13 protein-coding genes and 1 pseudogene are annotated in these 17,831 nt (G+C 57.6%); 4 read left to right on the forward strand and 10 right to left on the reverse strand.

The genetic code is table 11. The features are described from left to right. Positions 1-6 precede the first annotated feature (6 nt). Complete coding sequence (locus tag V1278_RS36690) at positions 7-975, reverse strand: Bug family tripartite tricarboxylate transporter substrate binding protein (protein WP_334384053.1); 969 nt, start codon at positions 973-975, stop codon at positions 7-9. A 306-nt stretch (positions 976-1,281) separates the two neighbouring features. Here V1278_RS36690 and V1278_RS36695 point away from each other — a divergent pair, with 306 nt between their 5' ends. Then, positions 1,282-2,220 (forward strand): LysR family transcriptional regulator, encoded by a 939-nt coding sequence (locus V1278_RS36695; protein ID WP_334384054.1) that lies wholly within the window; start codon positions 1,282-1,284, stop codon positions 2,218-2,220. A gap of 415 nt (positions 2,221-2,635) precedes the next feature. Here the strand turns inward: V1278_RS36695 and V1278_RS36700 are convergent, their stop codons facing one another. Both V1278_RS36700 and V1278_RS36705 read right to left on the reverse strand, forming a co-directional pair. Next, positions 2,636-3,496: an SDR family oxidoreductase gene (locus tag V1278_RS36700; protein ID WP_334384055.1), complete on the reverse strand. Its 861-nt coding sequence runs from the start codon at positions 3,494-3,496 to the stop codon at positions 2,636-2,638. A 956-nt stretch (positions 3,497-4,452) separates the two neighbouring features. Beyond that, a complete protein-coding gene (locus V1278_RS36705; RefSeq protein WP_334384056.1) occupies positions 4,453-5,220 on the reverse strand; it encodes a dienelactone hydrolase family protein in 768 nt (255 codons plus the stop codon). A 679-nt stretch (positions 5,221-5,899) separates the two neighbouring features. Here V1278_RS36705 and V1278_RS36710 point away from each other — a divergent pair. After that, entirely contained in the window at positions 5,900-6,307 is a 408-nt protein-coding gene (locus V1278_RS36710; protein ID WP_283032868.1) for a hypothetical protein, read from the forward strand. Positions 6,308-6,736: 429 nt separating this feature from the next. Here the strand turns inward: V1278_RS36710 and V1278_RS36715 are convergent. The 5 genes and pseudogenes from V1278_RS36715 to V1278_RS36735 all read right to left on the reverse strand — a co-directional run bounded on the left by V1278_RS36715 (position 6,737) and on the right by V1278_RS36735 (position 10,548). Then, positions 6,737-7,769, reverse strand: a pseudogene (locus tag V1278_RS36715) (IS110 family transposase). A 547-nt stretch (positions 7,770-8,316) separates the two neighbouring features. Beyond that, a complete protein-coding gene (locus V1278_RS36720) occupies positions 8,317-8,685 on the reverse strand; it encodes a hypothetical protein (RefSeq protein WP_334384057.1) in 369 nt (122 codons plus the stop codon). 150 nt (positions 8,686-8,835) lie between these two features. After that, positions 8,836-9,126, reverse strand: a complete 291-nt coding sequence (locus V1278_RS36725) for a helix-turn-helix domain-containing protein (RefSeq protein WP_334384058.1) — start codon at positions 9,124-9,126, stop codon at positions 8,836-8,838. Then, positions 9,095-9,487: a hypothetical protein gene (locus V1278_RS36730; RefSeq protein ID WP_334384059.1), complete on the reverse strand. Its 393-nt coding sequence runs from the start codon at positions 9,485-9,487 to the stop codon at positions 9,095-9,097. Before V1278_RS36730 ends, V1278_RS36725 begins: the two co-directional genes overlap by 32 nt. Positions 9,488-10,251: 764 nt before the next feature. Further along, the gene (locus tag V1278_RS36735; protein WP_334384060.1) at positions 10,252-10,548 is read right to left on the reverse strand and encodes a hypothetical protein; all 297 of its coding nucleotides are present in this window, start codon (positions 10,546-10,548) and stop codon (positions 10,252-10,254) included. A gap of 719 nt (positions 10,549-11,267) precedes the next feature. Here V1278_RS36735 and V1278_RS36745 point away from each other — a divergent pair. Next, positions 11,268-13,154, forward strand: coding sequence for a PAS domain S-box protein (locus V1278_RS36745; protein ID WP_442893702.1), 1,887 nt, complete (start codon positions 11,268-11,270; stop codon positions 13,152-13,154). Between the two features lie 455 nt (positions 13,155-13,609). On the opposite strand, the gene bcsS is transcribed toward V1278_RS36745, so the two are convergent. Together bcsS and V1278_RS36755 are read right to left on the reverse strand one after the other, a co-directional pair. Continuing rightward, the gene (gene bcsS / locus V1278_RS36750; protein ID WP_334384061.1) at positions 13,610-14,311 is read right to left on the reverse strand and encodes a cellulose biosynthesis protein BcsS; all 702 of its coding nucleotides are present in this window, start codon (positions 14,309-14,311) and stop codon (positions 13,610-13,612) included. A gap of 45 nt (positions 14,312-14,356) precedes the next feature. Next, positions 14,357-16,417 (reverse strand): glycosyltransferase family 2 protein, encoded by a 2,061-nt coding sequence (locus tag V1278_RS36755; RefSeq protein WP_334384062.1) that lies wholly within the window; start codon positions 16,415-16,417, stop codon positions 14,357-14,359. 463 nt (positions 16,418-16,880) lie between these two features. On the opposite strand from V1278_RS36755, the gene V1278_RS36760 reads away from it, so the two are divergent. Next, positions 16,881-17,255 carry a hypothetical protein gene (locus tag V1278_RS36760; RefSeq protein ID WP_334384063.1) on the forward strand — a complete coding sequence of 125 codons (375 nt, stop codon included), beginning with the start codon at positions 16,881-16,883 and terminating at the stop codon, positions 17,253-17,255. Positions 17,256-17,831: the final 576 nt, after the last annotated feature.

The raw sequence follows: 17,831 nt of genomic DNA on the forward strand, positions 1-17,831 counted from the left end.
AAGCGCCTACTCCAATTTCGCGCCGGAGCGCTTCACGACATCGGCCCATTTCGCCGATTCCTTCTTGATCAGCGCTGCGAACTCCTCTGGCGTCCCGCCAGCCGGTTCGTCGCCGATTTGCTCATAGCGCGCTTTGAAGAAGTCAGATTGGATTGCACGGTTGATGGCCGCGTTGAGTTTATCGGCGATCGGGCGAGGCGTGCCGGCTGGTGCCGCGACGCCAAACCATATCGGCGCTTCATAACCGGGAACGCCGGCCTCGGCGATCGTCGGCAGCTCGGGGAAGCCGGCCGAACGCTTCGGACCGGTGACGCCCAACGCCCGGATAGCCTTCTGCCTGGCATGCGGCGCGATGGACGTGAGGCTCTCGAACATGAGATCGACGCGCCCCGCAATGAGGTCCGTGATGGCGGCGGTCCCGCCCTTGTAGGGCACGTGCACGATGTCGGTGCCGCTCATGAATTTGAATAGCTCGCCGCTGACATGGCCCGGCGAACCGCTGCCCGACGACGCGTTCGAAAGCTTGCCGGGGTTCTTCTTGGCGTACTCGACCAGTTCGACGACGCTGTGGATCGGCAGCGAGGGCGCGACAGCAAGCAGGAGGTGCCCGGTCGTGACTAGCGCGATAGGCTGGAAGTCGCGCTCGATATCGTAAGGCGGCTTGGCGACCATATGCTGCGCGATCGCGAACGCACCGATACTGGCGAACAGCAGCGTGTAGCCGTCGGGCTGCGCCTTTGCGACCGCGTCATTGCCGATGACGAAAGCGCCGCCTGGCCGGTTCTCGATGATGATAGATTGGCCGAGCTCCTTTGACAGCTCCTGCGCGAGAATGCGTGCGCCATTGTCTGTGGCGCTGCCGGGGGCTTGCGGGACGACGATCTTTATGGCGCGCTCGGGATACTGCGCTTGAGCGGTTGTCGCAAAAGCGGCAGCGCATGTCAGGCTCGCGAACAAAAGCTGTTTTATGCACATCGGCTTTCTCCTTCGCTTGTGGTTTCACCTTCGGGGGCATGTTGAAAGATCAATGCATTATCGCTCAGCAAGGCCAGGACGACGATTGATTGCTCGCCGCCGCTGAAGGTTCACGAGCTTTGACGGCATGTGACGTCGCTTGGTTCCTCTCCTCGGCTGCGCGGTTCCCACCTAGCGCGTCGCTCAGCGGTCAGTGGCATGCGTGAGCCATCTTCCAAGCTGTGTGAACACTGCCGCCCGACCGGACGCTCGTCCAATGCATAATTGCGCTAGTAAAGCATGCCGCCGCGGAATAGAAATGCCACCATGGATCTGAGGCGCCTGAAAACATTTGTTACCATTGCCGAACTTGGCACGGTGTCCAAAGCGGCGGTGCACCTGCGCATTGGGCAGCCCGCGCTGTCGCGCCAAATCAGCGATCTTCAGCAGGAGCTCGAGCTACGTCTCTTTGATCGTGTAGGACGCCGCTTGGTTCTAACGGCCCAAGGCGAGCAGCTCCTCGTGGATTGTCGGCGCGTCCTAACCGGCCTCAACAGCGTGCACGAGCGGGCAGCGGCGCTTCGGCGCGGCGACAGCGGCAGGCTGAAAGTCTTAGCCCCGCCGCACACGATTGAAAGCGTGCTATCCGGGTTTCTACCGCGGTATGCTGAGAGCTTTCCGCAGGTTCATGTCGAATTGACTGAGGCCCTTGGGCCTGAGCAACCCGCCCTACTCGAGCGCGGTGAAGCTCATGTCGGCATCAGAATTGACCCAGGTGATGATCCTCGCTTCGAGACGCGCGTCCTACAGTCCGCGGATGTGTTGGCTGTCAGTGCTGCATCCGTCGAACTCGGCAAAGCCGGTGTCATAACGATCGAGCGGCTTATCTCATACCCGCTCCTGTTACCGTCGGGCTATTCCGTCCGCCGCCTGTTCGAGGCGGCTTGCCGCCTGGCAAAAGTCCATCCCAAGGTAATGCTGGAGAGCCGCGCATCGCATACGCTATTGACCTTGGCAGAGGCTGGGCAAGGTGTGGCGATCGTCCCATCTCTTCAGCGAACTGATCGCTACAAAGTGCGCGTCGCCCGAATAACGCACGGGGGCAAGCCCATTCGAGAACGCGTTGCGGTTCAGTGGGACAGGCGCCGTCCACTTCCGCCGTACGCCCTCACTTTTTGCGAACACCTGGCCCGCTACATCCACACCGTCTTCCCTGTCACAAAGCCTACCAAGACCAACCGCTCCGTGGGCCTTCGTGCGCGCTAACGTCAACAGTTTCGTGGTCGAATTTTTAAACGTGATCCCCGCGTGACGTTATGTCTTCAAAAGGCACGCATCATGGTTCGAGAAGGGTCAAAAGCTGCCTTGAAACCGGCAGACAGAGAAGTCTGCTTTCCGCGCTAGAAAGGACATTGTTGAACTTCGTTCGTCCCGCCAAACGCAGCGGAGCGGTCGACCACAAGCCTATAAATTACCCCGATATACCCTTTTTCGCCGGGCCAAATCCCGCCGCAGCATCGCGATCGAATCCTGCACTCGCAAGAAAATCAACGCCAGGTCCACCACACTCCTTGCAAACCCGTGACCGCACGAACACGCCACGACCTTAGCAAGTCCGTCACCAACCGACCTAACGTTGCAAAACCCCTGCCCTGACCTTAGAGAAAATGTCAGACGGTACTCAAAGGTTTACGTCGAGGCCGAACTCTTGCTTGGCTAGGAGTTTGAATTCCTCGTCGCTCGCTCCGCCAAGGTTGACCACTTCTTCGTCGGTCTTGCTCGCCCGCCATTTGAGAAACGGTACCGCGTCCGGACCCACGGGATAACGGAGCTGCCAGCTGTTGCCGTCGACAATCTCGCGGATTTTTTCTCCGACAATGTAGGGCGATGTTGGGTTGGTCAGCGACTGGGCAAACAAAGCCCTTTGGCGCCGGGCATGTGGATAAGGAGTATTGTCGGGTGTCGGCTTTGCCTTGGAGAATATCGGCGTGGCGATGACGCCGGGTTCAATGATGGCAACCCGCACGTTGAAAGCCTTCATTTCCTGCGCGAGGCACTCGCTCAGTGCCTCCAGGGCAAATTTGGACGCGCAGTAAGCTGCTGCCGGCGCCATGGCCAGTCGTCCGGAGATCGACGTGACATTGACGATGCAACCATGCCGCCGTTCACGCATCCCGGGGACGACGGCCTTGATGCAGCGCAGCGCGCCGAAAAAATTGGTCTCCATGACTTCACGAAACCGTGCCGTGGAGCTCTCCTCCACCGATCCGCCGCCACCAATCCCTGCGTTGTTCACCAGGACGTCGAGGCGACCGTGCTCCGCGAGGACCTTGCCCAACGCACTTTCGACCGAAGCGTCATCATCCACGTCGAGCGTCGCCAGGCTAACCGGAAGTTTCTCGGCCGCGACGATCTTCTGAAGCTCTCCTGCACTCTCCAGGTTTCGCATCGTCGCAATGACAGTATGGCCGCCCCGCGCGAGCGTCACCGCGGTCGCCAATCCAATTCCGCTGCTCGTTCCGGTAACCAATGCAATGGTCATTGGTATCTCTCCCAAACTGCTGAAGCGTATGCGTTTTACAATACAACCCGATTATCTAGTCATGCGCCAGGGACCGCCGCAACACCCATTAACGGCGTGGTCGCCTCAAATGACGTTTCGAGGCGACGAATTAGAAAGCTAAGAATTACGTTCGTGCGTTGATCGACGTTAGGTTAGGATGCGTGAGGGATCGTCATGTATCCCATGGATCATTCGCGTCGACCCCGACGGCGTCCCAGCACGCCTCCTTCGCCGCCAACGGACATCAACCCATGACGCATAAAGGTGCTAAGATCGGCCATCCAGACGGTTTACCGAGGCGGTCGGCAAGTGGCCCATAAGTCAATTGCTTGACCATTATCAAGCGGCGGCAGGAACTCACATCCCGATCCAGCTACTTGTACGCGACCGCACCGCTCGACAGGCCCGTCAGTGAGAGGAATCTTGAAGTCTCGGAATTCGGCCTGCGGGACGCATAGCGCGTTGCACGATCATCGATCATGGTTGGGGACCCATTCCTCCGCGGTTGAGTCCCAATGATGGGTGTCGTCAAAGTGTTTCCAGAGTGGCCGCCTTGGTTTGCTTTCACTCTTCTGTCGTTTTGCATTCAGTGCGCTGAGTTGGACGACGAGCGCCCCAGCCATCATCACCCATTCGCGAGCGTTATATCGGAAGTTCCATTTGATTGTCGCGAGCATCGGATGCCTCCTTCAAAGTAAGAAAGCCTTCGCCATCTTAGCCCGGGCCAAGAACACACAGGGATGTAAAGTACTTCACAGTCAGCCAACATCTTCGACATAGCCGCGCGCGCTCCTATCAGGGCATGCGTCTGCGGGGCTGGTGGGCTGAGTGTCCCAGATCATGTCCTCTCTAGCACAATGACCGGACATCATCGGCGAGGTCGGGCAGGTCCGGAAAGTGCCATGAGCCGACGTTCAGAATTAGCGGTGCGATGCTTACCTCGCGAGACGGGCAGCCAGAAAGTCATGCATCTCTTCCGTCGATTGTCGAGCGGCCTCGGCATCGTATTTCAGCCAATGACCAAGTCGGCTCATGCCATCCTTTAGCCCGGGAAAGTCGAAAGCGTGATACGCGCCCGGATAAATGACCAACTTGACAGGCGCGCCTTTCCCGTTGCGCAACTGCATCCATCGCTCGCAGTTTTTGGCCGGTGTCCAGTCATCCAATTCGCCGATGAGGACCAACGTTGGGATTGCCATCTGCTCCGAGGCGGCGCTGCAAAGAGGGTAGAAGGCAATCGCGGCGCGGAAGCTTAGATCGTTTGGGACGTCAAAGACCTTTGCGTCCCGCGCGGCAGCTAAACGCAATGTAACGATGCCGCCTTCGGATGATCCCACAACGGCAATACGTCCTTGATCGACGAAGGCGAGTTTTGACAAGTATACCAAAGCTCCCGTTGCATCCGCTTCTCGACCCGGCATCGGATGGCCACAATCCTCCTTAATGCCTCGGGTCGCAAAGCTATCCACGGCTAGGGAAACGTATCCCCAAGCATTCAGCATCTTCGCGAAATGTTCACGCGAGGCGACATTAAGCCCACTACAACCGTGCAAGTAAATGACCGCCGGAAACGGACCAGCCCCTGGCGGCTTCGACAGATGAGCTTCGATGGCCTGAGAAGTCGGCATAGCCGTCTCACCGCGCTCCGTTGCGCGACGCTGTTGGAACTGGCTGCGAATATAGGGCGCGGCGTCAAATCTCACGAGTTCATCCGACGGCTGCGCTCGCATGTTCGCAGGCGAAACGGTTGCAAGTAGGACAACTGCTACAAGCCGGTTAACACTCTTGAGCATTCTCGGGTCCTCACTAGTGTTGGCCATCAACCCCATTCATTTTCAGACAACCACCCAATGTCTGCAACGGGTCAAACTGAGAAGAACTCAATGTGAGCAAATGTCTTCCGGGTTACCCCTGAAAGCGGACATTGCTCAATATGGTCGGCATGTCTCAAACGCGCCAACTCCGGACATCCTGGGAGCCACAGTCGTCGCCTCCGGACGGGACGTCGGTCGGGTCGTGGCCGCGTACCTACCGCCGACCGAGCCGCGGGGCGGGTCAGCCACGCTGACTTGCTATATCCGTTGGCCGGAGTGAAGCTGCCGACGCCGGGTCCGATCTTCAGTCTCAGGCTCTAACCAGTTTGAGACATTGTGCATTTTGGATGCTGTTTCTCAGGCGCGTCAGGTCGCGTATAATCTAGTTGCCCTTGAAACGGGACAGCCGAAATCGCCGTCCGGGGCGAACGAGCAGTACTGATGCCATCGGCAGGCACGCTCTCTTAACAGACCGACGCTTTTTTCGGTTCGCACGACCATTCACATTCGACGAAATGCGCGCGCCGCTTCTGCGGCGGCTCGTTGTTGTAACCTCAGGAGAAAAGCGATGAATAAGATCGATCGAAGGTCAGCATTGGGAATCGGGTTGGCAGCGGCTTCGGCGGCCATGATAAAGCCAGCCGCCGCTCAAACCACGGGCTACAAGGATACGACGCCGTGGCCAGGTGTCGTGGTGCGCGCTTACGATGGCGAGACACCATCCATCATCCCCGGTTTTAAGACTGTCTCAATGCGCGATGTTATTATGCAGCCGGGATCGAAGACTATGGGTCCCCCGATGATGAATGCCATGATCTGCCATATCCCCGAGGGCGAGCTTCGGCTCGAGCAGGAGGGAAAGACCTTTACGGCCAAGAAGAACTTTGTCTGGACCTGCAACAAGGACACAAAAGAGCAGGCGTTCAATGATGGAAACGTGGTCGCAATTATGAGGATCACGGACCTGAAGGCTTAAGGCTCGTTTCTTCGTAAGAGACCGATTGCAGGTGCGGATGGCGCACCTGACGAGGCGCCAGCCGCGCTGGCAACCATCGGCGCTCGATATTCGCGGAGCACCCGGGCTGCTCTGAAGGATGCGAGAAGGCGGCGCCGAGAGTCTTGTTTGGGTCATGTGTGGACGACGCCCGCGTTGCAAGAAGAAGCTGACGTTCGGCTTGCGGTCGGGTACAAGTCATGTGTCCGGCCTGTTTGCGCGGCACCACACTGCTGGCCCTGATGTAGTCCGCGGATCGGGTCCCAATCATTCGCACGGGCTTTGACGCCCATGACCCAGAAGCGGGTTGTCCCAATCGACGGCTCGACCGTTTCGCATCACGCCATCATCACCCTCGCAATTCGGTTGTCTTGCTCCGCCGTCGCCTCAGGCTCCCATTGCCAAGCCTCTTCAGGCGGCTGCAGCAAGCTCCGGCGCTCGATAGTATCCTCCCTTGGCCATGATCGCCCAAGCGATGCGCGCCATCTTGTTGGCAACGGCAACGGCGACGAGCTTGGCCGGCTTCTTGGCCAGCAGCCTCATGACCCAAGGATGCTTTTGGGGCTGCTGCCGGGCGTGTCGAACAACGGCTGTTGCACCGATGACGAGCAACCGTCGGAGATAGCGATCTCCCTGCTTGGAGATGCCGCCGAGCCGCTCCTTGCCCCCCGTCGAGTGCTGCCGCGGAACAAGTCCGATCCATGCCGCAAAATCCCGACCGGATTTGAAGTCACTCGGGTCTGTGACAGTGGAAGCAATGGCCGTGGCCCCGATCACGCCAATCCCGGGCACGGTCTCGAGGCGGCAGCTCATGTCATTGGCACGATGATGGGCGTGAATGGCGCGATCCAGGGTCCCGATCTGCAATTCCAGAGCAGCGAGTTGATCGACAAGGGCCTGCAACGCCTGTTTCATCGCAGATGGAAGAGCTTCGCGGTTAACTCTCGTCCGTGATGATCGCGGCAAGCTGCGCGAGACCTTCGCGCCCCGTCGCCGCAACGAGGCCGAACTCGGCAAGGTGGGCTCGGAGCGCATTGATCAGCTGCGTGCGCTGACGGATTAAAAGATCCCGCGTTCGATGCAACATCAGCAAGGCTTGCTGATCGGCCGACTTGATCGGCACGAACCGCATCGATGGGCGTGTCACGGCCTCACAGATGGCGGCTGCGTCGGCAGCATCGTTTTTCGACCGTTTGACATAGCCCTTCACGTAGCTCGGCGGCATCAGACGGACGGTGTGACCGAGTTTGGAGACTTCACGCGCCCAATGATGAGCGGTTCCGCAGGCTTCCATGCCGACCAGGCAACGGGGAATCTTGCTAAAGAAGTCGATGACCTGCTTGCGCCGCAATTGGCGGGAGACGACGACCTTGCCCGCACTGTCCACTCCATGGACTTGGAACACGTTCTTGGCGAGATCAACGCCGATGGTGCTAACCTGCATGTGGACGACCCCCTCCGGTGATTCGTTGTTGAACAATCACCCTTTGGCACATTCGATGTCGGGAGCGGGCGTCGTCCACCACATCATTCGCGTCGGTTTGGCCGGACCACCGCGACTTCCTGTCTACCCCGGTGAACGGACATTCTCAGGATAGGCGGGCATGTCTCAAAGGTGCCAATAGCGGAAGGCGCGTCGTGGCCTAATCGATCAATTCGCTAGTACCGCAAGATGGAAGGGCGTCACTCTGGAAGGCCTGCGCTTTTGAGACGCCGCCTTTGTTGGGCGACTGCTTGCCAATGTTTTTCGTCACCTCAACAGTGTCCGGATTCTTCGTCGTTCACAAAACAGAGTATCCACGTGAGTTTATCGAAGCAGAGATAGCCAGCTTGTCATTCTCGGTCACCGCAATCGTTTTCCGCGTACCAGTGAGTCAAGAAAGTATACCCGTCTGCGGCCGCGAAGCAGGTTTTACAAACCGGGCATCCAAACCTAGAGCTTGGGGGCTTCTGCGCAAGTCTTAGATGCAATATCGGATCTAGGCCACTCATCAGAGGCCTCCTTGCGGTACGAAGAAGCAGAGCTCCTGTCCCGTGGATTTGTTGATGAACAGGACGGGGGTACGATCGGGCGTATCACTTTCCCTTATTATATCGGGTGGGATGATTTTCCACTCGCCATCTTTCAGGTATTGCCACTGGTCCGAGCGATCTTCACCAACCCTGAAGCGGGTCTTGAATACGTCGCCGTTGTTACAGCAAGACTTGTATGGAAGACCGAGCCGACGCTGTGCAGCCGGGTTCATTTCCTGCTTGTTGAACCATTCGTGATGCGGCATCGACGGATCGTGCGCATCAGCACGAATGGAAAACAGAAGAAGAATACCGAATGTCGTCAGTACGCGATCGAACGCTTTCATGGCAGCCTCCGTTATGGACTGTCACCAATTTTAGCATCCGCGAATCACACTAACTTTCGGCGATTAATCAGGCCACATTCTGACGAAAATGGAATCCCATTCCTAAGCAGCCTTCTGCTTTGAGCAAGACTGTTGTTTTTGGTCGATTTCTTATGCCTCACAAGATGCATTGTCTGGCGTCTCGGAACGTCCGCTAAGGGTCTTGGCTATGTGCGATGACTTGAATGGGAGTTGGATTCCTTGCTTCGGCCTCAACACGAGTTCATAGCCGAGGGCTTCAGCCCAGATGGTCAGCGTGGCCAAGGTCGGAGACCTGATGCCCCGTTCAAGCCCAGAAATGCCCGACTGGCTGTTCATGCCGATGCTGACAGCAAGCGATTCCTGGCTGATGTTGTTTGCCTTGCGGATGTCACGAAGGCTTGTGAGAATGTTGTTGGTCATGAGTTTTTCCAAACTCCAGGCTCAAAGCCAAGTGAAGCCGCTGAATTGCACCGGTGTGGCCTGCAACAAAGTCCCTGATGTGTTCGAGTACTGGTACGCCATCGATATCGCAGCGGGTTTGAATTTCTTCGGCTACTTCGTTGGAAACATCCTCGATCCAGTGCTCAAGTGTGTTGAAGGCCATGACGCGAACCGGAGCTTTGAATTGGCCGGTTAGGAGATCGGAGATGATCGTTTCGAAGTCGTCCCGCTCGATCCCCTTTTTGGGGCAATCATTGTGTGACGCTCCGGAACTATCGAACACAAGGTAGACGGTCTGATCAGCGCCGTAAGGCACTACCGTCGGCAACCAATCTGGCATAGCTGCTCTCCTTCGATGCAAGTTACTGTAACGTCACGCTACTTCTAGTCTGAAGCCGACAATCTGGATGCACTGTCGCGCAAAGTTTTACGCCATTTGATGGGCACCTTTCGTCGCCATGCAGCCGGGCATGATTGCCGAGTCGCACGCCCATCACCATCCTTATGAACCCGACGTTCGGCTCCAAGTACGCCCTGGATCGTTTCTCTGCATCGGCTTGTCCGTAACAGAAAAAGATCAACAGCTTCGGTAAGAGCGCGCGCTCGCCGTTCGCGGCTGACCTAGTCCGGCCCACGCGGTCCGGTAAGGCGCGGAGGCACGGAGGCGCATCCAGATAATCGTCGCCGTCCAGCGCGAGCACATCGAACGCGCAGAGCTGTACCTTTTCATTGCTTGCCGGAATGCAGCGCGTTGAAGTCGGAGACGCCGTCGACGCCGATGACCTTGGGCCGCCGCTCGTTGGCGCATGGGTGCACACGCCCGCATAGCTCCACGCGCCGAGCTGCTTGCTGCACGGATAAAGAATTGCCTTGGAACTAGCCGCTCAGGCTTCCTATCGCGCGGTGTTTATGTCCGACATGGGTCATTTGCGTCGTGGAGCGGCCACTTCCGGTCCGCCCCGATGAGCGAACTTCTTCGGAGTGCGTCGACATGTCTCAAACGTGTCGATTTTGCTGTAACAGTCGGGAGCAACGGATTGGGTTCGTAGCGCGCTCGCAGGAGCCGCAGCTTTGACGCGCTGCCCCTGACGCCTTTACGAACAATTACGCATCAGATTCTATATTGACCAAAACTTCCCCGGCGATGATTTCTGGGTCTCCAAGATTAAGGTCAAGCAGGCTCGCTTTAACAAACTCCAGTACCTTATCGTTCGCCGCATTGGCGCTTTCGCGGTCCTCGAATATCATCACAGCGACACCGACGCCTTCGCCCGCATCCAGTACATAATAAGATCTGAATCCGTGCGATTCCCTTAGGATCTGACCGATGCCGCTTTTGGCGCGGCGGGCAGCATCCGCAATCGAACGAACCTTAGTGTACTTTCGAATGAACATGTACATGAGGCCACCCATACGTCGGAGTTCGAGCCCCAAGGCATCAAAGCATATTGGGCCGCTGCTGGACTAGGGCCTACTTCCGAGATGGGTCACAAGCGGCGGTCGAAGGATCGCTGATACGAACGTCTGGACTGCCCTCAATACCAGACCAGCCGCAGGTGACGAAGTTGGTCGGCTTAGGGCCAAGAGCGGAAGTCAGAATCATTCGATCACCTCGTCGGGCTCAGTCTGAAGGAAGCCGCCAACCGAGGTGGTTTTCTGTTCGTTCAAGTAGGAGGCAGTTCTACTTCCCTCATGGTCGCCGCCTGGCGCGTGAGGTACTGCCTACCGACCATGATGGTTCTTGTCTCCCCGATACCGGTCCGAACACGTAACGCAGGAGGCGCAGGCACATTAGGTTGGTATCCAATTCGACGTTGAGAGTTTGTAGCGAGCGGTCAGGGATAATCCCGCGTCGGAGTGCGAAGGTCTAGCCACTGCCATACGTAAGTATAGTGGTCATGCGATATGCCATGATCGATCATTCGCTGCTGGAGCGAGATTGACCGGCATCCAATGTTCAAGACCGTTGAGGGGCAATCTGCCGCTGCGGGACGCGCAATGGCGAGCTACTCGTCCCAAAAATATAATTCGATGAGATCAATTGTTCTTCGGCAACAAAATCGACCATGCCACATCCTGCTCAAGTACCCTCTGAGATCGTCAGCAAGTGGCAGGAGATCGTGGATCTACTTGCCGAGATCGTGCATGTCCCTTCCGCCTTGATCATGCGGACGGAGCCGCCCAGCATCAAGGTCTTTATATCCAGCAGCCCCAAGAGGGATCCTTGCGACATCGTGTCGCTCGATACGGGATTCTGTTGCGAGACCGTGATGAAGACCCGCCAATCGCTGCTTGTCCCTGACGTCCGCGAGGACGAACGGTGGAAGTTGTGCCCTGACAGTGATCTGGGATTGATTTCTTACCTGGGTGTCCCGATCGCTTGGCCCGACGGCGAGATATTCGGAACTCTCTGTGTTTGTGACAACAAACGGAACGAGTATAGCCAGCTTTACCTCAGACACATGCTGATGTGGCGCGACGTATTGCAGGCCGACTTGGAAACGTTGGCAGCGCGCCAGCGTGCGGAAGAGGCGCTGCAGGAGAGCGAGGAGCGCTTTCGCATCCTCGTGCAATTCTCCTTCCAGGTGTACTGGGAGACCGACGCGCAGCATCGCTTTATCCGCCAGGAGTTCGCCGATCGCCTTGCTGACGCGCCGGCGCCGGGCTCCGAGATCGGCAAGACGCGCTGGGAAGTGCCGTACCTGGAGCCTGACGAAGAGGCTTGGCGCAGGCACCGGGAGACGCTTGATGCGCACCTCCCGTTCCACGATTTTGAGCTCGCCCGGCCGACGCCCGGCGGCGGCAAGCGCTACGTGTCCGTCTCGGGGCTCCCGGTCTTTGACAAGGCGGGGCGCTTCGTCGGCTATCGCGGCGTCGGGCGGCACATTACCGAGCGCATGCGCACCGACCAGGCGCTACGGGAGAGCGAGGCGCGTTTCCGCACCTTCGTCGACCACGCGATCGACACGTTCATGCTCCACAACCAGGATGGAATTGTTCTCGACGTGAATCGAAACGCCTGCGAAAGCTTGGGCTATAGCCGGGACGAACTAATCGGGATGACTCCGTTCGATTTCGATGCGGATCTGAACACAGTAACGTGGCAGCGTTACGGCGATCGCCTCAAGGCGGGCGACATCGTAACGTTCGAGAGTCGCCATCGCCGAAAAGACGGCACGGTGTTCCCCGTCGAGATCCGCGTGCGAGAGTTCTGCCAAGGCGGCGGCCGGCGACTGTTCATTTCCCTGAGCCGCGACATCACCGAACGTAAGCGAGCCGCTGAGGCTTTCCGCGAGAAGCAGGTGGAACTGACGCACGCCAGCCGTGTCGCAACGATGGGCCAGCTCACCGCCTCGGTCGCCCACGAAGTCAGCCAGCCCATCGCCGCGACGCTTACCAACGCCCAGGCCGCGATGCGCTGGCTCGGCTCTCAACCTCCGAATCTGGAGGAGGTGCGACAGACGCTCGCTCGCATTGTCAATGACGCCAAGCGAGCCGGCGAGGTCATCAACCAGATCCGTGCCCTCATCAAGAAAACACCCGCGCGGAAAGATAGCATGGACGTCAATAACACTATCCTCGACGTCATCGCCCTGACCCGAAGCGAAGTGCTCAGACATGGCGTCTCGCTGCAGACAGACCTCGCGACCGGCTTGCCGCTCATCAAAGGCGATCGCGTCGGGCTTCAACAGGTCATTCTCAACCTGATCCTCAATGCGGTCGAAGCAATGAGCTGCCTCGACGAAGGGGCGCGGGAGCTACGAATCAGCACGAATGCGGATACCTCGAACGGTGTGCTCTTCGCGGTGCGGGATACCGGTCCGGGGCTGGACCCGAAGAGTGAGGATCGCCCCTTCGAGGCATTCTACACAACGAAGCCGAATGGCATGGGTATGGGCCTGGCCATCTGCCGTTCGATCATCGAGACGCACGGAGGGCGGCTGTGGGTCACCGCGAATGAACCGCGGGGGGCTGTGTTCCAGTTCACCCTGCCTCCCGAACAATAGCCCGTTCGCGCCGCGCGCGTGATGGTTGGACCGGATCCCTCCATGGCACCACCGCGTGCCGAAACGCCATTCACGGTAGCGTAGTCGCGCGCCGTGTCGATTTCCCAAAGCAATCGTGCGTCGGCAGTGATAGGGGCGCAGATAGGCGCCTACCTCGCCCGAGAAGACAACTCCAGCAATCTCGCCCTGACTAGCAGCGAAAAAAGAGGATTGCCGCTAGACCGCTGGTGCGTCCCGGACAGTACGGCCAGGTTCAATCCGTTCCGGGTCAAAATGCGAAGAACTCACCGTGAGCAAATCTAGTCCGCTACACGTACATGAGGGGACCTCAATGCAACGTGCCGCCACTTCACCTACGGGCCACAAACGTACGTCGCCGATCTTCGCCGCATAGGAGCGTGTGATGCAAATGCTCATAACTAATAATCGCTAGGGCAGCCAAGGTGGGAACCCGCTCAGAAATTGAACTGAAAGTTCAAGCCGCCGTAGACGCCTTTGCCGTAGTTGCTATCTTGCACAAAGCCGAGCGAGACGCCCGTGTTCACACCAGCGACGGTAAACCCTGTAATGTGTCCACCGAGACGAACCTGGTTGTAGGTCCAGCTGCCCGAGTAGGCTGCCTCAGGTCCCACGAAAATATTTGGCGCGATTGCAATCCCTGTCTTGCCCTGCGCGTAATAGAACTCCGAGGCAGTGTTGTAATGCGCCTGGACATAGACCATCGTTTGGTCGGTCGGCTTGCCGTAGAGAGATGTTAGAACTTTAAGCCCGTACAGCTGCGCGTTGGATGGAGCCAAGCCAGGCGCGGCATAGAGGTGGCTGTTCACGGCGGTCACACCCGCAGCAACAAGCCATGACCAGCCATTCGGAGTGAACTGATAGCCCGCCAGCACATCCAATGTGGCATCGAGCCCGATACGTTTCTGACCGCTATCGACAAAACTGTAGCGGCGGGCCGAAGCAATACCCTCTACACGCCAGCCCGGCTCCCACAAGCTCCCGAACGGAGAATACAGGGCCGTAAGGTCGGTGTAAAAGGCGCCGTAGGAAGCAAAGTCACTGGTACTTTGCAAAGAAAGGCGTGGAGCCTCCTCCGCGGCTGCGACGCTCGCCAAACCAGCCATAAACATCGAAGCGAGGCTCTTCAACAGCTTCACCGCTTCCCTCCAAATGCGTCTGACTGAGGAGAGATCATGGGCCTCTCAGCTTCGCTGCTCGGCCAGCGCCGTTGTATCGCCGCGTGGATCACGCATGACTCTTCGCAGCAAGATGCCAGCTCTGATATCCTCAACAGCATCGCGCCAGCCAATCAGGCGCCAGAAGCCATAAGCCAGAAACACGGCATTCACCGCGGAAAAGACACAGAACAGCAGGCTACCTCCCCGCAAATTGGCTGCAGCCGAAATAATGGAAGTAGTCAGAAGCGCGACCAAGAAGATCAGATGGGATGGCGGCGCAGCCGTTCGACCGTCGATTTTAGGAGTGCGAGCGAAGGCGCTCTTACGCCCGGTAACTATCTGTTCCAGAGACCGATAAACTCCAGCGAGATTGACAGGGACCAGCAGCAGCGTCAGCGCATAGACCCGCACTGCATCCGACCACGTGTATCCGCATCGAATAAGGTCTCGTCCGTACAGGAAATAATACGGCGCAGCAGCGATCGGAAACCAGATATTAGAGAAGCCCTCACCGAAAGGGACCACGAGAAGCAGCAACAGGCCGATGTTGGCCAGCGCTGGCGAGATCAAATAATGAGACCGGACGAATGTCTCGAGCCCACTCGCGCGAGCTGAGCTGCGATCACGCCAAAGCGCAAGAAGGCTCGGCAAAATGATCAAACCGCCATTCGCCCATCGCCGACGCTGAATGACGAGCGCACCAAAGTCCGGAGGCGTGGCGCTATACGCAAGCCGCTCGGGATGGTTATGCAAGCGCCAACCCCGCGCAACGAGGTCAATCGTCGAGCCTGTGTCTTCAATGAGGGTCCTGTCTTGAATGAAGACAGGTAGGGCATGACCGCGCTCGGTCGTCATGGCTCTGATTTCATTCAGTGCTGAATAGCGCAGCACCGCGTTGGCGCCCACCCAGAAGGTCGCGTTGTAGGCAGTAAAACCTTGATGGACGAGATATTGGATATCGGTTGTTGCACCCGCAACTCGCTCTAACCTTGAAGGCGGATTTGGATAGGCAGAATAAGGCGTTTGCGCAATGGCGATAGCCGGATCGGATTGCATGATAGAGACGAGCTTACCGATGTAATCGGGTAGAATGATGCTGTCAGCGTCGATAGTGATGACGTAATCTGCCACCGGGACGATGAGATCTGCCTCGCTTTCGAGGCATTCCTTGAGAACCGATGTGCCATCGCGGTCCTTGGAAACGCGAAATGCGTGTCCAATCAGGCCAATATAGCTGTTGAGATTCATCGCCTTGTTAGGCGCATGCGAAAGGTTTCCGAACCGTTTGCGCTCGAAGCAATCGATCGACACGTCGAAAAGACTGACCAATCGTCTGTACTCAATCCGAATGCGCTCAAGGTCGAGGTCCGCCTTATTGCGAAGGGCCGCGGCGTGCCTACGATACTCGGCATCGAGTTGACCGATGACTTCTCGAGCGAAGACTTCGTCCGCGTGAGCAAACACCGGCTGAGAGCGCTCTGCGTAAAGTCGACCAAGCCGGTTTACGAAATTCGCGGCTGCTACGTAATGTCCAGCAAGGATTATGCGCTCTTTTTCCAAAGTCGAGCCTTCCGAGACAAGGCGCGCGTTATGGTCGCCAGCGGCCACACGAAATTGCTGCGACGCTCGACGGAAAAGATCATCCAGCTCCGAAACTAAGGCGCGCGAGGCTTCAAGCTCCATCAAAGCGACAGCTTTCCCAGTCGGTGGATCGTCAAGGAGCAGCGTAATTCGTCGATTGGGATGCTCGGAAAGAGCCGCCGACAAAACCGTTTGCATTATGACCGGGATCTGCTCCTTATAAGACGGTATGAGGATGCTGATCCTCGGTGCGTCCGCCTCACAAATCATGTCGCGATTGTTTGCTTCCTCGCGATGAGCGACGTGTCGCCTGATCTGGCCCAATCGCGTCAACTGATAAACAATGTTGCCATAGAAGAGGCTGATCACGGCGGTGCAGAAAACGAGCGTCAGGATAGCCTTCTGCACAAAGGGCCCGTCGTAGGCCGGAGACAGATCATAAATCACGCTGGCAAGGCCAAGCGCGAACGCGAGCGTGCTTACGCCCGCGGCGACGCGGGTCAATAGGATCTCGTGCTTCATTTAGGAGAAAAGCCCCTGGTGATGCGAAAGGTGCGGTGATGAGGGATTTACATGGGTCAAATACGCGGATGAAGTTGACGCAAATGCGGCTCAGCCTTTGGGAAAAAATGGCAATTACATGCAGAATATGGCCTGCTCCGCGCTCCCTAATAGGGAACCGTCGTAGCCGTGTGTTGCGGCCATTTTTAGAGTGGCTGCAAATTGGCAAGGCAGCGACGGATCAAGCATCTGCTCCAGAGCTAATCCGATCGATCCGCTTCAATTTTGGGAGAAAGAGGCAGCGCGCGAGTGTCTCATAGCGCTGGAAGTCGGCGTCCACACCCTTCAATTAAACATCATGCAATATTTGAAGTGCAGACCATTCGCGTCGCTGAGTTGCTCGCGCACCTAGCGGTAGGTTAGTTTGATCATCTGCCGAATGTGGATTTGCCGACTACAATTGTAGTTGAGCAATATCCGCTTTGGGCCTTGGCTGTGTGAAAACGCGAAGACTCTCAATCGCGATAGAAGAAGTTATTCGTCCAAGACCGCCTTAGGCCTTCAATTCGAAAGCGCATTCAACTTAGAAATCGAACTGAAGAATGCCATTCTCGTCACGTTTCGACTTTTTGCGTTTTTACACAGCCAGGGTCAGAAGCAGAAGTCCTCACCTGCCCTGCCCTACATCCGCGGTGGGTCCAAGAGCGGACGTCTGCAAGATTTCAAACGGTTTCGCCGGACCGCTCGTCAGCCGGGAGTTGCAGGCCACGTTTTTGCAAAAGCTCATTTGGGGCCGCAGCTCTGCTTGATGGCGCAGCGCTGGCAGGCGTTGGTCGAATAGCGGCGCAGGACAACTGGCCGCGGGCATAGTTCGCCTTGTCCTTGGCATGATGGCAAGAACGAACCCGCGCGACCCATCGACGGGTTTGCCTTCCGAGCCGAGTGTCAGCGCCGAATCGATCGGTACGATTTAGAGGTTTGCACCTTTGGCGGGTCCGGCGGCAGGCGGATCTATCTCCCATCCAGTCGGCAGCAGCTTCTGAACCGCCGCTATCGGAGCTCGGTAGGCGAGAAGAATCGTACATACGTTGCTGCCGAAACAGATCCCCGTTGCAATGGCTGCCGGGCTTGCAATCAGGGTCAAAAACGCACGGCGAGAATGCGCATCATCTGCAAATCCTCCAAATTTGGCTTCATGAGCAGCGAACGCGCCCCACGGTCCGGGAAAATGGGAGCAGAATAGCGGAAGCTGCCCAACGGTGAAGCCCCCAAGCCGATCCGGCGGTCTGCAGCAGGACGGGCGGCTCAGTCAGCCGATGAACGGCTTTGGCGCGAGCGGCACCCGCCGGGCCCGCCGAGCTCGCTCGGTCGATAGGCCGAAGCCAGCAGCATCAGAAAAAACGCGCGATTGGCCTGG

Source organism: Bradyrhizobium sp. AZCC 1577 (assembly GCF_036924575.1).
GTDB lineage: Bacteria > Pseudomonadota > Alphaproteobacteria > Rhizobiales > Xanthobacteraceae > Bradyrhizobium.